The following is a 15,206-nucleotide window of genomic DNA, read 5'->3' as shown; positions in this document are numbered from 1 at the left end:
TCAGCCCTCGAAGTTGTCGGCAATGTAGCGCTCCAGGAGACGCACGCCCCAGCCGGAGCCGAAGGTGCGGCTGATCTCGGTCGTCGGCCCGCCCATCGCGGTGCCTGCAAGGTCGATGTGGACCCAGTTGGTCTCGCCGACATAGCGCTTCAGGAACTGTGCGGCGGTGATCGACCCGGCGGAGCGGCCGCCGGTGTTCTTCATGTCGGCCACCTTGGAATCGATGAGGCCGTCATAGTCCTTGGAGAGCGGCATGCGCCACACCTGGTCGCCGGTCGCGGTGCCGGCGGCGAGGAGTTTGGCGGCCGTGTCGTCCTCGGTCGCGTAGAGCCCGGCGTGGAAGTGGCCGAGGGCGACGATGATGGCGCCCGTCAGCGTCGCGAGGTCGATGGTGACGGCGGGCGAGAAGCGGTCGATCGTGTAGGTCAACAGGTCGCCGAGGACGAGGCGGCCTTCGGCGTCGGTGTTGATGATCTCCACCGTCTGGCCGGACTTGGAGCGCACGATGTCACCGGGGCGCTGGGCCTTGCCGTCGGGCATGTTCTCGACGAGGCCGATGATGCCGATGACATTCGCCTTTGCCTTGCGCTTGGCGATGGCGGTCATGGTGCCGACGACAGCGGCGGCGCCGCCCATGTCGCCCTTCATGTCCTCCATGCCGCCCGCGGGCTTGATGGAGATGCCGCCGGTGTCGAACACCACGCCTTTGCCGACGAGGGCGACCGGCGCGGCCCCTTCGGCCCCGCCCTTCCACTGCATCAGAACGACGCGGGCCGGGCGCTCGGAGCCCTGCGCCACGCCGAGCAGCATCTTCATGTCCAGCTCTTCGAGCTCGGCGGGCTCCATCACGGTGATCTCGACGCCGAGATCGGCGAGCGCCGCGGCTCTGGCGGCGAATTCCACCGGGCCGAGGACGTTGGCCGGCTCGTTGACGAGGTCGCGGGCGGCCATGGTGCCCGCGGCGATCGCCTCCACGGCCTGCCAGCGCGCCTCGACGGCGGCGGTGGAGGCGACGCAGAGGGTCACCGCGCGGGGGGCCGGATCCGGCTCGTCGGACGGCTTCTTCTTGTAGATGTCGAAGGTGTAGGAGCGCAGGACGATGCCGAGGGCGATGTCGGCGGCCTGCTCGGCCGTCAGCGCGCCCTCGGGGCCTTCGGCGAAGACGGTCACGTCGGTGTCGGGGCCGGAGGGAAGCGCGCCTGCGACGGTGCCGCCGAGCTTGGCCCAATCCGCCTCGCCAAGCTTGGCCACATCGCCGAGGCCGACCACCACGAGGGCGCGTGCGGAGAGACCGCGTGGCAGAGGAATCGTCAACGTTGCGAAGCGCTTGCCCTTGAAGCCCTGCGCCTCGGCGGCGGCGGTGATCAGGCCGTCGCTGGCCTCGTCGGCGCGGCGGGCGCTCTCGCCCAGGGTCATCCCGTCGGCGGCGAACACGACGAGCGTCCCGGAGGCGGGCAACTCCACGGGGCGGAACTGGATGGTCGGCACACTCACGATCGCGGTCCTTTCAGCAATTCCCTCGGAGGTAATCCAGTTTGTGGCTCTGAGACAACAGGTGGAGGAAGTGCGGCATCGGCGCCACGATCGGCGCTTGTTTGACGTTAAGGGCGACACGAAACTTCAACCCTGTGGAACCATGGTGTAGGCCGATTGTGATCGGGTCCATCATCAGGGCCGCTGTGTCGAATCGTTCGCGTGTGGAAGGTGGATGCCGCTCATCAGTTGGTATACGGCAAAGCGGATCCTGACCTTGTTCCCGGCGGGTCTCCTGGTGCTGACCGGAATCATCTGGTCCACCCAGGCTCTGCAGCGCCTCGACCTGGTGACGGCCAAGGGTCAGGCTTTCCTGGCCTTTTTCGAATTGACGGGCCTCGCCGTCCCCTACCTCGTCACGCTTCTGGCGCCGATCGCCTTCGTCATCGCCATGGTCGTCGTCTACGACACGATGAACCGTGATTCGGAGCTGGTGGTGATCGGCGCGGCGGGCGCGGGCCGGATGCGGCTCCTGTTCCCGGCCATGGTGGCCGCCACGGTCTGCGCGCTGCTGGTTGCGGCGGGGGCCTTCTATCTCGGCCCGCTCGGCCTTGCCAAAGCGCGGGTGATGATCACCGAGATCCGCGCCGACGTGGTCTCGTCCATCGTCCAGCCTGGACGGTTCATCGAAATCGACGACGGCATGACCGTCCACATCCGCGACCGGCTGGCCGACGGAACGCTGACGGGGCTGGTGCTCGACGATCGCCGGTCCGCGTCCAGCGACGTCACTTATCTCGCCGAAACGGGCCGTGTGGTGGAGACCGACGGCAACGTCCTCCTGGTGATGACCAACGGCAGCGTGCAGCGGATGGAACGCCCATCGGACGAGCTGACGGTGGTCGCGTTCGACGCCTACGCCTTCGACCTGTCGGCGCTGAACTCCGGGCCGGTGCAGACCACCTTCCGCCCGTCCGAGCGGACACTGTTCGAGCTTCTCGCCCCCGCGACGGAGGACGACACCTACCGCGCCGGCCGCGAGCCTCAATTCGCGATTGAGGTGCACGACCGCCTGTCGCAGCCGCTGGCCCCGTTCGTCTATGCGCTCGTCGTCTTCCTCTTCGTGGGTGATCCGCGGATGCACCGGCAGGGGCGCATGGCGGGCATCATCGCCGCGGGGATCGCGGTGGCGGCCATCCGCGCCTCGGTCTACGGCACGCTGCTGGCGGCCGAGCAGACCCCGGCGATGGCGTACATGTCCTATGTGCTCCTCGCCGTCATCGGCGCCGCGGCCTTCCTGATGATCCTCAGCGATCGTCAGATCACCTTCCACGAGCGCTGGGCCCACGCCCTGGTCTCCCTCGCCGGGCGGCTCGCCAAGCCGCGCGAAGGGGCTGCCGCATGAGCGCGCTGGGGGTGAGCGGGATCGGCACAGGGCGCGTCCTCGCGGTCTATATCGGCATGACGTTCCTGCGCTGGATCGTCGGCTTCTTCGTGCTCGGTACCTTCATCATCTTCCTTGCCGACGCGGTGGAGCTGATCCGCCGCACGGTCGACCGCGATACATTCAGCGCGGCGACGGCCGTCCTGGCCTCGTTCTACAAGACGCCCTCGCTCACCGAAGAATTTCTCCCCTTCGCCGTGCTCTTCGGGGCGATCTTCGCCTTCCTCGCCCTCAACCGGCGGCTGGAGCTGGCGGTGATGCGCGGCGCCGGCATCTCGGCCTGGCAGTTCGTCGCCCCGGCGGTGCTGGTGGTGGCCGGCATCGGCATCGTCACGACGACGCTCTACAACCCGATCTCCGCCGCCGGGCGCGAGCGGTCGGACGAGCTGGTCGCCCAGGTGCGCGGCAAGGAGGCGCTGACGCTGACCGGCGGGTCCTCCATCTGGTTCCGCCAGGACGGCTCGGACGGACCGTCGATCATGCATGCGGGCGCCGCATCGGCGGACGGCCTCACGCTCTACAACGTGGAAGCGCACCTGTTCGACCGGCAGGAGCATTTCATCGGCCGCCTCGAAGCCGATACGGCCACCCTCGGCGACGGCGCATGGCGCATGCTGGGCGTCGCCCGCTACGATGCGGACGGCAACCGCACCGAGGACCTCATCGTCGACCTTCCGACCGCCCTCACCCCGATCGAGGTGCGCGAGGCGGTCGCCCGGCCGGACGCGATCTCGTTCTGGAACCTGCCTGCGGCGGTCCAGCTTGCCGAGCGCGCCGGCCTTCCCGCCCATCGTTTCGCGCTTCAGTACCAGATGCTTCTCGCCCGCCCTCTTCTCCTCTCCGCCATGGTGCTGATCGCCGCATCGGTTTCGCTTCGCATGGTGCGCCTCGGCGGTGTCACGCGCGCCGTTGTCGGCGGTGTCGTCGCCGGATTCACGCTCTACATCGCCTCCGCGGTCGCCTCGGACCTCGGCGAAGCGGGTGCGGTGCCGCCGCTGCTCGCCGCCTGGATGCCGGGCCTCGCCGCCACCCTCTTCGGCGCCACCGCGCTGCTCTACAGCGAGGACGGCTAGATGGGTCGGTCCCGCTTCGGCACTCTCTTCGCCCTCGCCCTCACGGGCACGCTCGCCCTCCCCGGCGCGCTCCTCACCAGCGCCAGCCTTTCGCCGGCCGCGGCACAGTTCCAGGACGTCGCCGCCCTCCAACAGCAGGACGAGCCGCTGCTGCTGGAAGCCAACGAGCTGATCTACGACACGCAGACCGGCAACGCGGTCGCCACCGGCAACGTGTTCATCGAATATGCCGGCTACCAGCTCTTCGCGAACCGCGTCGTCTACGAGAAGGCGACCGACCGTTTCTTCGCGACCGGTGGGGCACGGCTGGAGGAGCCGGAAGGCAACATCGTCTTCGCCGAATATGTCACGCTCAGCGACGACATGAAGGAAGGGTTCCTCAGGGGCCTTCGCGTCGACACGATCTACCGCACGCGCCTCGCCGCCAACAGCGCCGAGCGGTCCGGCGCGGTGACCGTGTTCGAGGATGCCGGCTATACCGCCTGCTACACCTGCCGCCGCCGGCCCGAGAGAGCGCCCACCTGGCAGATCCAGGCCCGCCGCGTCATCTACAACGAGACCGACAAGCGTCTGACCTTCGAGAAGGCGCAGTTCGACCTCTTCGGCCAGACGGTGGCGGTGCTGCCGACCTTCTCCATCCCCGACCCCACGGTGCGCCGCAGCTCCGGCTTCCTGGTGCCGACCTTCGTCGCCTCCAACCTCCTCGGCGCGGGCGTGCGCGTTCCCTATTTCCAGACGCTGGGGCCCTCCGCCGATGTGACGGTGGCGGCCACCCCGCTGACGCGCCAGGGCCTGTTCGGCGACATCGAGTATCGTCAGCGACTCGCCAGCGGCAACTTCATGGTGCGCGGCACCGGCATCTACCAGCTCGACCCCGATGCGTTCGAGGAGGCGGGCGGCAACCGCAAATGGCGCGGCTCCGTCACCACCAACGGTGAATTCTACCTCAACCCGATGTGGCGCTGGGGCTGGGAGTCGACCGTTTCGACGGACCGCCGCTACCTGTCGGACTACAAGCAGACCTCGGGCGATGCGCTGACCGCGCCGACGACGCTGTTCCTGGAAGGCTTTGGTGAGCGCAATCATTTCGAGGCGCGGATGTGGGCCTTCCGCATCCTGCAGGAGGACTATTCCTCCGGCGACGTCCTGAACCCGCCCGCCCCCTTCTCCGACGTCGGCTCGAAGCTGCAGGGAAAACAGGCCTACGTGCATCCGGCGATCGACTATGAGGGCGTTTACGACGGCGCCGTCCTGTCGGGAGAGCTCGCCTACAAGTTCAACCTCACCTCCCTGTCGCGTCAGGAGACCGATGCGTTCGGCGCGATGGTGGACGGCGTTCTGACCCCGCGCTTCCGCGGCGTGGAAGGCACCTTCACGCGGGGAAGCGCCGAGGCGACGTGGCGCAAGCAGATCATCGCCCCGCTCGGCCAAGTGCTGACGCCTTATGCCGGCCTGCGCGGCGACGTCTTCTTCGTCGACAACCGCGACCACAATGTCGACGCGCTGACCGAGGACCCGGTGATCGGCCGCGCCATGCCCTACGCCGGCCTCCTCTACCGCTGGCCGTGGCTGATCGCCGCGAACTGGGGCACGCAGACGATCGAGCCGATCGCCGAAATCATCGTGCGCCCGAACGAGACCTATATCGGCGATCTGCCGAACGAAGACGCGCAGTCGGTGGTGTTCGACGACACCAACCTGTTCGGCCCGTCCCGCTTCTCCGGCTACGACCGGGTGGAAGGCGGCATCCGCGGCACGGTCGGCATGCGCTACACGGTGCAGACCTATTCCGGCGCCTTCCTCAGCGCGATGGTCGGCCAGACCTACCACCTCGGCGGGCGCAACTCCTACCGCGTGCCGGACATCCTCGACTCGACCGGCGATTCCGGCCTCGGCAGCGACCGCTCCGACCTCGTGGCGGCGCTGACCTTCGACACCAACGGCGGCTTCCGCGTCTCCGCCAAGGGCCGGTTCGACGAGTCGACGCTGGACCTGGAACGCGCCGAAGTCTCCGCCTCCGCCCGCCTCGGCCCGGTGTCGACGCGCATGGTCTACGCCTTCCTGGCCGCTCAGCCCGACCTCGGCTTGACCGACGACCGGTCCGAGTTCCACGGCGCCGCCTCCGTGCGCGTGTTCGACCGGGTCCGGGTCTTCGGCCAGTTGCGCTACGACCTCGAGGATCAGGACCTCATCCGTGACGGCATGGGCGTCGCCTATGACGACGACTCCATGTCGGTCTCGCTCGCCTATGCCGAGGACCATGGCGGATCGCCGGATGAACCGGTCGACCGGACGCTCTTCTTCCGCGTCGGCCTCAGGACCATCGGCGACGGCACGATCGCCACCGGACTTGATAACTGACGCCAATTGCGGCTACCTCGGGCGGTCTTCAGCCGCTGAGTATCGTCATGGTCCGCATCGCGTCTTGCCTCGTCCTCGCCCTTGGCCTTCTGGGCTCCGCTGCGGTTTCGACAGCAGCGATGGCCCAAACCACCATCAAAGCCGTGGTCAACGGCAAGCCGATCACCAGCTACGACGTGAGCCAGCGGCAACGGCTGATGCAGATTACTGGTACACGCGGCAATTTGAGCCGGATGGCGCTGGATGAGCTGATCGACGAAGAGCTTCAGCTTGAGGCCGCGCGCAAGATGCGCGTGACCGTGTCCAAGGACATGGTGGACGGGGCGATCAGCAACATCGCCAAGCGGGTGAAACTGAGCCCGGCCCAGCTCGCCCAGGCGCTCGGCCAAGCCGGCGTCAACATCGAGACCCTGCGCGACCGGCTGGAGGCGCAAATCGCCACGGCGCAGATCACCCGTTCGCGCTTCGGGGCGGCGCTGAAGGTGAGCGAGCAGGACCTCGTCGCCGCGCTGCTGCGCCAGGAAGGCGGCGAGACGGTGATCGATTCCTACGAATACGACCTCACGCGCGTCGTGGTCGCGATGCCGGAAAACCCGTCCGCGGCCCGCGAGGCCGAGGCGCGGCGCATCGCCGCTTCGGTCCGAGGCCAGTTCAACTCGTGCGAGACCGGACTGCCGATCGCCAAGAAGACGCGCGAGGTGGTGGTCCTGCCCTTCGGCCGCCGGACACACGCCGAATTGCCGCAGCAATTGGCCGACGCGGTCGACGGCCTCGCCGAGGGCAAATTGTCCGAGCCGATCGCCACCCAGCAGGGGCTGATGATGTTGGCGGTGTGCAAGAAGACACCGATCCGCTCCTCCAACGCGGCGATGAAGTCGCTCGAGCGGGACATGCAGGAGGAGCGCAACGAGGTGTTCGCCAAGCAATATGTGCGTCAGCTCCGCCGCGATGCGGTGATCGAGATCCGCTAAGCCGGCGCGCTGAGGACACCGTGACATGACCGACGGCGCTCTCGCCCGTCTGCGGGAGCGGATCGACGCTCTGCCGCCCCTGCGCGAGGTGGTGGCCGAGGCCTTTCCGGCCCGCAAGTCGCTCGGCCAGCACTTCCTGTTCGACCTGAACCTGACCGACAAGATCGCCCGCACGGCCCGCCGCCCCGGCGCCTCCGCCGAGGCCCCGCTGGAGGGGGAAACTGTGGTGGAGGTCGGCCCCGGCCCCGGCGGCCTCACCCGGTCGCTGCTAAAAGCCGGCGCTTATGTAGTGGCGGTTGAGAAGGACCTGCGGGCGACGGAGGTGCTGGCACCTCTGGTCGCCGCGGCGGATGGACGCCTCACCCTCGTCACCGCCGACGCGCTCTCCGCCGACTGGACGGCCCTTGCCCCCGCGGGCGCCAGCATCTGCGCGAACCTTCCCTATAATGTCGGAACGCCACTGATCGTCGACTGGCTGTCGGGGCCGTGGCTTCCCTGGTGGGCGAGCGCGACGGTGATGGTGCAGCGCGAGGTGGCGGACAGGATCGTCGCCACCCCCGGAGGCGGCGACTATGGCCGCCTCGCGGTGCTGACCGGGGCGCGCGCGCACGCGACCTCGGTGTTCGACGTGTCGCCCGCCGCCTTCGTGCCGCCGCCGAAGGTGTGGTCCAGCGTTGTGCGGATCGACCCCAAGCCCGCCGATGACGTGCCGCTGAAGGCGCTGGAGCGGGTGACGGCGGCCGCCTTCGGCCAGCGGCGCAAGATGCTGCGGTCCAGCCTGAAATCGCTGACGCAGGACCCGGAGGGCCTTCTCGCCGCGGCCGGACTGGAGCCGACGGAGCGCGCCGAGCGCATCCCCGTCACCGATTTCATCCGCCTCGCCAAAGTCTGGCAGGAGCGCGAGGGCGGCTGACCGCCTGACCCGCGCCGGATTCAGTCTGCGCGGCAGCGGGTACGGCGTGTCAGCCGACGGCGAGGTCGGCCGCCAGCTTCTCGCCCACGCTGCGATATTTGTCCGGCCGGCCCATGCGCGCCTTGGCGTCACGGCTGGCGAAGAGCAGCCAGATGAGGCGCCCGTCCACGCCCGGGATTTCGGACGGGTCGAGCCCGTTCCACGGCATGAAGGGGTTGCGGCGCAGCATGCCGTGGACCGCCACGCGCGCGTTCGGCTTCATCGCGGGGGACCTGCGGTGGAAGCCGAACGTATCGGCCAGCATGAAGGTGTTGGCCTTCACCGGCAGCGGCGTGACCGGACGATCGTAGCCGAGCGCGGGAAGCCCCTCCTCCGTCATGCGGAACGAGCCGGACGCGTGGTGCGCGTTGCCGTCGGCGGTCGCCTTCAACGCCTGTTCGTGCTCCCAGGCGAGGCGCTCCGGCGTCAGCTTATGCGACCCCGGAACGTAGGCGAACGGGCCGTCCTCGATGCCGACATCGTCCAGGAAGAGCCAGAACTTGGCGGTCGGGTGAAAGGTGTCGGCGTGCAGCGTAACCTGCGGGTCAGGCCTGGACGGGTCGGGATGCACCGCCACGGTCTGCAGCACCGGGTTGTAGCCGCCGGAGCGCCCGGCCACGTAGCCGGTGAGATTGCGGAAGGAGGGCGAGCGCAAGTGAGCGCGCACCTTCGCCGCCGCCGAGTCCCCGGCGACGGGGAGCGGCATGAGGCGCGTTGCCGTGTCGCCCTGCTGCATTTCCCAGGCACGGAAGCGGTGCGTCGCGAGTTCGGCCTTGAACGCGGCGAAAAGGTCGGCCGGCAGCGCATTTTCGCGCGCCACATAGCCGTCGCGGTCGAACGCTTCGCGCTCGGCAGGGTCGAGCGCGCCGGCGAGAAGATCGCGGCGGCGGTCGCTCATGGCGTGGGTCTGGCGCACACGCCAGCGGTGCAGGCCGCGGGCGTTCATCGACCCGGAGCCGATCACGGGATTGGCACGGAAATTCTTCTGGGCGGACAGGACGGCGGGCGCCGCCAGGGCCATCGAGAGGGCCTTCATCGGCTTCATCTAAGGACAACTCTCCCAACCATTGCCCGTCGACCATGCCACGATGCGGGAGCGAGTTAAATCAAACTTTCCTGATATATATGTCCGGCCGCGCGCCCTCAGGGACATGCCCGTGCCCGCACCGTCCTGCTCATGCGGTGACGAGGTCGGCCAGAATCCCGATCTGCTGCAATCCGTCGAGAACCGCATCGACCGCCACGGCGGCGAGGATCAGCCCCATGACACGGCTGATGATGGCCGCACCCGTCATGCCGATGACCCGCATGATCGGCGCGGCCATCAACATGATGCACAGGGTGATGAGGAGAACCACCGCCATCAGCCCGGCGGTGATCGCCTGATGCTCCAGCGAGAAGCGGTCGTTGTCGGTGAGGATGACGACGGTCAGCATCGCGCCCGGCGAGGCGATGGACGGCATCGCCAGCGGGAAGACGGCCATGTGCAACGGCTCGGCGCTCTGCATGTCCTCCGCCGGTTTTCCCTGCCCGAAGATCATCGACATCGCGAACAGGAAGAGGACGATTCCCCCGGCGATCTGGAAGGACGGGAGCGGTATGCCGAGCGCGTCGAGCACCACCTGGCCGACGAGGATGAAGCCGAGCAGCACGCAGAAGGCGATGGTGATCGCCTTGACCGCGACCATGCGCTGCTTCGCGGCCGCCATGCCCGCGGTGACCGCGACGAACACCGGCAGCGTGCCGATGGGGTCGATCACCACCCACAGGACGATGAACTCTTGCTTCGCGATCTCGATGAAGGCTTCCACGGAGGCTCGACCGGTTGGAGGGCTGCCGGCGGAGCATTGGCAAAAAAAAAGTGCCGGGCTCAACGGCCCGGCACCTGTCGTTCGTGGCGATGTCGACGGGGCTTATTCGCCCGGCATGGGGTCGCCCTGGCGCATGTCCTCGATCATCGCGGCGCCTTCCGCGGCGCCCTGGGCGGCGCGCTCCGCGTCGGCGATGAGCTCGTCACGCTTGGCGGCAATCTCGCGGATGCGGTTGATCATGCCGCCCGTACCGGCCGGGATGAGACGGCCGACGATGACGTTCTCCTTCAAGCCCTCAAGCTGATCGGCCTTGCCGCTGACCGCCGCCTCGGTGAGCACGCGGGTGGTCTCCTGGAAGGACGCGGCCGAGATGAACGAGCGCGTCTGCAGCGAGGCCTTGGTGATGCCGAGGAGGACGGGATCGCCGGACGCCGGCTTCTTGCCGTCCGCCAGGAGATCGTCGTTCAGCTCGTCGAGATCCATGCGGTCGATCTCTTCGTTGACGAGGAGATCGGAATCGCCCGGATCCGTGATCATCACCTTCTGCAGCATCTGACGCACGATCACTTCGATGTGCTTGTCGTTGATGCCCACGCCCTGGAGCCGGTAGACGCCCTGGATTTCGTTGACGAGGTAGGCGGCGAGCGCCTCCACGCCGTGAATGGCCAGGATGTCGTGCGGCGCCGGGTTGCCGTCGAGGATGTAGTCGCCCTTCTCGATCGGGTCGCCGTCCTGAAGGTGAATGTGCTTGCCCTTCGGGACCATGTACTCGATCGGCTCCAGACCCGTCTCCGGGCCCGGATCGATGATGATCCGGCGCTTGTTCTTGAAGTCCTTGCCGAAGCGGACCGTACCGTCGATCTCGGCGATGACGGCATTGTCCTTCGGCCGGCGGGCTTCGAAGAGCTCGGCCACGCGCGGAAGACCACCCGTGATGTCACGCGTCTTGGCGCTTTCCAGCGGGATACGCGCCAGAACGTCACCGGCATGGACCCGGCCGCCCGTGTCGACCGACAGCACCGTGTCGACAGAGAGCAGGTAGCGCGCGTCACCGCCGCGGGGCAGCTTCACGAGGTTGCCCGCATCGTCCTTCACGACGACCGCCGGACGCAGCGAGGAGCCGCGCGTGTGGGTGCGCCAGTCGGTGACGACGCGCTTGGTGATACCCGTCGCCTCGTCCGCGGCCTCGGAGACGGAGATGCCGTCCACCAGGTCCTCGAAGTCGGCCACACCGTCCACCTCGGAGAGGATGGGGCGGGTGTAGGGGTCCCACTCGGCGATGCGCTGGCCGCGCTTGATGGCGTCCTTGTCGTCGACGTGGAGCTTGGCGCCGTAGGTGAGCTTGTAACTCGCCCGCTCGGTGCCGTCCGCGTCGATGATCGCCACCTGCACGTTGCGGCCCATGACCATCATGTTGCCGTCGGAGTCGCGCACGACGTTGCGGTTCTTGATCTTCACCGTGCCCTCGAAGGAGGACTCGATGAACGAGCTGTCGACCACCTGCGCCGTGCCGCCGACGTGGAAGGTACGCATGGTGAGCTGCGTGCCCGGCTCGCCGATCGACTGCGCCGCGATGACGCCGACCGCCTCGCCCATGTTGACGGGCGTGCCGCGGGCGAGGTCGCGCCCGTAGCAGGCCGCGCAGACACCGTTGCGCGTCTCGCAGGTCAGCACCGAGCGGATCTTCAGTGACTGGACGCGCGCCGCCTCGATGGCGTCCACGTCCTTCTCGTCGAGCAGCGTGCCGGCCTCGGCGATCAGCTCGCCCGTGGCCGGGTTGTGCACGGCTTCGGCGGCGGTGCGGCCGAGGACGCGGCTGCCGAGCGTAGCGATGACCTGACCGGCGTCGACGATCGGCTCCATGGTGATGCCGCGGATCGAGCCGCAGTCCACCTCGGAGATGATCGCGTCCTGCGCCACGTCCACCAGACGGCGGGTGAGGTAACCCGAGTTGGCGGTCTTCAGCGCGGTGTCCGCGAGACCCTTACGGGCGCCGTGGGTCGAGTTGAAGTACTCGAGAACCGTCAGGCCCTCTTTGAAGTTCGAGGTGATCGGGGTCTCGATGATCTCGCCCGAGGGCTTGGCCATGAGGCCGCGCATCGCCGCCAGCTGACGCATCTGGGTCGGCGAGCCACGGGCACCGGAGTGGCTCATCATGTAGACCGAGTTCATCTGCTTGGTGCGGCCGTTCTCGTCCTTCTCGACCGCCGAGATGCGCTCCATCATGGCCGCGGCGACCTTGTCGGTGCACTTGGCCCACGCGTCGATGACCTTGTTGTACTTCTCGCCCTGGGTGATCAGGCCGTCATAGTACTGCTGCTCGAACTCCTTCGCGAGCTCCGCCGTCTCGTCGACGGTGGAGTACTTGGAGTCCGGGATCACCATGTCGTCCTTGCCGAAGGAGATGCCGGCCTTGAACGCGTTGGTGAAGCCGAGCGACATGATGCGGTCGCAGAAGATCACCGTCTCCTTCTGACCCGTGCCGCGGTACACGGCGTCGATCATCTTGGAGACGTTCTTCTTCGTCATCAGCTGGTTGCAGATGTCAAACGGCACCTTGGGCGAACGCGGCAGGAGATCGGCGATCAGCGCGCGACCGGGGGTGGTCTCGTGGATCTGGCTGATCGGGTTGCCGTCTTCGTCCTTGGTCTTGTAGCGGACCTTCACCTTCGAGTGGACGGTGATGATCTTGGCGTCGAGGGCGTGCTGCAGCTCGTTGATGGACCCGAAGGTCATCCCCTCGCCCGGCTCACCTTCGGCCATGATCGACAGATAGTAGAGGCCGAGAACGATGTCCTGCGACGGCACGATGATCGGCTGACCGTTCGCCGGGTGCAGGATGTTGTTGGTCGACATCATCAGCGTGCGCGCTTCGAGCTGGGCTTCCAGCGAGAGCGGCACGTGGACGGCCATCTGGTCGCCGTCGAAGTCGGCGTTGAAGGCGGTGCAGACCAGCGGGTGAAGCTGGATCGCCTTGCCTTCGATCAGCTTGGGCTCGAACGCCTGGATGCCGAGGCGGTGGAGCGTCGGCGCGCGGTTGAGCAGCACCGGGTGCTCGCGGATCACCTCGTCGAGGATGTCCCAGACCTCGGGCTTCTCCTTCTCGACCAGCTTCTTCGCCTGCTTGACGGTCGACGAATAGCCCTTCGCGTCGAGCCGCGAATAGATGAACGGCTTGAAGAGCTCGAGCGCCATCTTCTTCGGCAGGCCGCACTGGTGCAGCTTCAGCTCCGGGCCGACGACGATGACCGAACGGCCGGAATAGTCGACGCGCTTGCCGAGGAGGTTCTGGCGGAAGCGGCCCTGCTTGCCCTTCAGCATGTCGGACAGCGACTTCAGCGGGCGCTTGTTGGCACCCGTGATGACGCGGCCACGGCGGCCGTTGTCGAACAGCGCGTCGACGGACTCCTGCAGCATCCGCTTCTCGTTGCGGATGATGATGTCAGGCGCACGCAGCTCGATCAGCCGCTTCAGGCGGTTGTTGCGGTTGATGACGCGGCGATAGAGGTCGTTGAGGTCGGACGTCGCGAAGCGGCCGCCATCCAGCGGAACCAGCGGGCGCAGGTCCGGCGGGATGACCGGGATCACGGTCATGATCATCCATTCCGGCTTGTTGCCGGACTCGATGAAGCTGTCGACGATCTTCAGGCGCTTTGCGAGCTTCTTCGGCTTCAGCTCGGAGGTCGACTCGGCGATCTCCTTGCGAAGCTGCTCGGACTCGCGCGGCAGGTCGAGCTGGAGGAGCAGCTCACGGATCGCCTCGGCGCCGATCAGCGCCGTGAAGGTCTCGCCGTGGGTGTCCTGCAGGTCGAGATATTCGTCTTCCGACAGAAGCTGGCCGCGCTTCACGTCGGTCACCATGCCGGGATCGGTGACGATATAATTCTCGAAATAGAGGACGCGCTCCAGGTCCTTCAGCGTCATGTCGAGCAGAAGGCCGATGCGCGACGGCAGCGACTTCAGGAACCAGATGTGGGCGACAGGCGCGGCGAGTTCGATGTGGCCCATGCGCTCGCGGCGAACGCGCGACAGCGTGACCTCGACGCCGCACTTTTCGCAGATGACGCCCTTGAACTTCATCCGCTTGTACTTCCCGCACAGGCACTCGTAGTCCTTGATGGGACCAAAGATGCGGGCGCAGAACAGGCCATCCCGTTCCGGCTTGAACGTGCGGTAGTTGATGGTCTCCGGCTTCTTGATCTCACCGAAGGACCAGGAGCGGATCTTCTCAGGGCTCGCGATGGAGATCCGAATCCGATCGAAGGTCTGCGTGGGCGCCTGCGTATTGAACAGGTTCATCACTTCCTGATTCACGGCGTCTCTCCTTTTGTGACGCGCTGAGGCGCGGACTTCGAGGCGACGGCGGCGAGGGCCCCACCGTCAAGATCACGGACGCCGGCGGGGGTGCCGCCGAACGACCAGCCATAATGCTCGATCTCGCGATCAAAGCGGGTGCCGACGTGGTCCACCAGCGCCGGCGTATAATAGTCGGGATACGGGACCCGCCGCGGACCGCGCGCCTTGGCCTTGTAGCGCGGCAGGTCCACCGGGGGCAAAGCGAGGTCGGCGAGGATCTCGCCGAGGTCGCGCTCCAGCGTCTCGTATCGGAGGACCCGGTCGGCCACGGGGGCGGACCCGATCCAGTAGCAATCGCGGTCTTCGCCGATCTTGTCGGCGCTCGGCAGCCAGGCGCGGAAGGTGGCGATCACCGTCTCCGGATCGGCCCGCTTCAGCCGCGGATGGGCGAAGTGGAAGAAGGAGACGACCTTGTCCCACGGATTGCGGATGACGGCGAACTTCCTGTAGCCCGCCCAGACGGCGGCCGGCAGGCGGCGCTTGACGTCCTCTGCGGACATATGGTTACGCCACGCGAAATCGCCAGCGCCGGGGCCTCGCGCGCCGACGATGCCGGCCTCGGTCTCCGCCGCCGCGGTCTCCTCGCTGATCGTCCCCGTCCATCCGACAGGGCGCGCAAACGGTTCGAGCGCCACCTCCACCGAGGTGCCGCCCGTCTTGCGCGTCTTGAAGTAGATGAACTTATGACGGTGCGAGACCAGCATTCAGCCGCTTGAGTTCCTTCATCCGCAGGTGTGAGACCGGCCCGGCCGCCCCGTTCGGGGC

10 protein-coding genes are annotated in these 15,206 nt (G+C 67.3%); 5 read left to right on the top strand and 5 right to left on the bottom strand.

The features are described from left to right. Positions 1–1,497, bottom strand: coding sequence for a leucyl aminopeptidase (locus tag BIX52_RS10920; protein ID WP_075221210.1), 1,497 nt, complete (start codon positions 1,495–1,497; stop codon positions 1–3). A 211-nt stretch (positions 1,498–1,708) separates the two neighbouring features. On the opposite strand from BIX52_RS10920, the gene lptF reads away from it, so the two are divergent. The 5 genes from lptF to rsmA are packed head-to-tail and all read left to right on the top strand — an operon-like array spanning position 1,709 to position 8,235. Further along, positions 1,709–2,878, top strand: coding sequence for an LPS export ABC transporter permease LptF (gene lptF / locus BIX52_RS10915; RefSeq protein WP_075221086.1), 1,170 nt, complete (start codon positions 1,709–1,711; stop codon positions 2,876–2,878). Further along, on the top strand, positions 2,875–3,990 hold the full coding sequence (lptG, locus tag BIX52_RS10910) for an LPS export ABC transporter permease LptG (RefSeq protein ID WP_075221085.1): 1,116 nt from the start codon (positions 2,875–2,877) through the stop codon (positions 3,988–3,990). Before lptF ends, lptG begins: the two co-directional genes overlap by 4 nt. Continuing rightward, positions 3,991–6,351, top strand: coding sequence for an LPS-assembly protein LptD (locus BIX52_RS10905; protein WP_075221084.1), 2,361 nt, complete (start codon positions 3,991–3,993; stop codon positions 6,349–6,351). It begins immediately after the preceding gene. Positions 6,352–6,398: 47 nt separating this feature from the next. Further along, positions 6,399–7,322 carry a peptidylprolyl isomerase gene (locus tag BIX52_RS10900; RefSeq protein WP_075221083.1) on the top strand — a complete coding sequence of 308 codons (924 nt, stop codon included), beginning with the start codon at positions 6,399–6,401 and terminating at the stop codon, positions 7,320–7,322. A 25-nt stretch (positions 7,323–7,347) separates the two neighbouring features. Then, positions 7,348–8,235, top strand: coding sequence for a 16S rRNA (adenine(1518)-N(6)/adenine(1519)-N(6))-dimethyltransferase RsmA (rsmA, locus tag BIX52_RS10895; RefSeq protein WP_075221082.1), 888 nt, complete (start codon positions 7,348–7,350; stop codon positions 8,233–8,235). Positions 8,236–8,284: 49 nt separating this feature from the next. On the opposite strand, the gene BIX52_RS10890 is transcribed toward rsmA, so the two are convergent. From BIX52_RS10890 to BIX52_RS10875, 4 genes are all read right to left on the bottom strand, one after another. Beyond that, positions 8,285–9,319, bottom strand: coding sequence for a phytanoyl-CoA dioxygenase family protein (locus BIX52_RS10890; protein WP_075221081.1), 1,035 nt, complete (start codon positions 9,317–9,319; stop codon positions 8,285–8,287). Positions 9,320–9,449: 130 nt separating this feature from the next. After that, on the bottom strand, positions 9,450–10,085 hold the full coding sequence (locus BIX52_RS10885) for a MarC family protein (protein WP_170126420.1): 636 nt from the start codon (positions 10,083–10,085) through the stop codon (positions 9,450–9,452). 102 nt (positions 10,086–10,187) lie between these two features. Further along, positions 10,188–14,399: a DNA-directed RNA polymerase subunit beta' gene (gene rpoC / locus BIX52_RS10880; protein ID WP_075221080.1), complete on the bottom strand. Its 4,212-nt coding sequence runs from the start codon at positions 14,397–14,399 to the stop codon at positions 10,188–10,190. Continuing rightward, complete coding sequence (locus BIX52_RS10875) at positions 14,396–15,145, bottom strand: sulfotransferase family protein (protein ID WP_075221079.1); 750 nt, start codon at positions 15,143–15,145, stop codon at positions 14,396–14,398. Before BIX52_RS10875 ends, rpoC begins: the two co-directional genes overlap by 4 nt. Positions 15,146–15,206: the final 61 nt, after the last annotated feature.

The sequence above is a fragment of the Acuticoccus yangtzensis genome, assembly GCF_001927245.1.
Taxonomy (GTDB): Bacteria; Pseudomonadota; Alphaproteobacteria; order Rhizobiales; family Amorphaceae; genus Acuticoccus; species Acuticoccus yangtzensis.
Note: the sequence above shows the minus strand (reverse complement) of the source record. Positions and strands in the feature narration are given on the sequence as shown.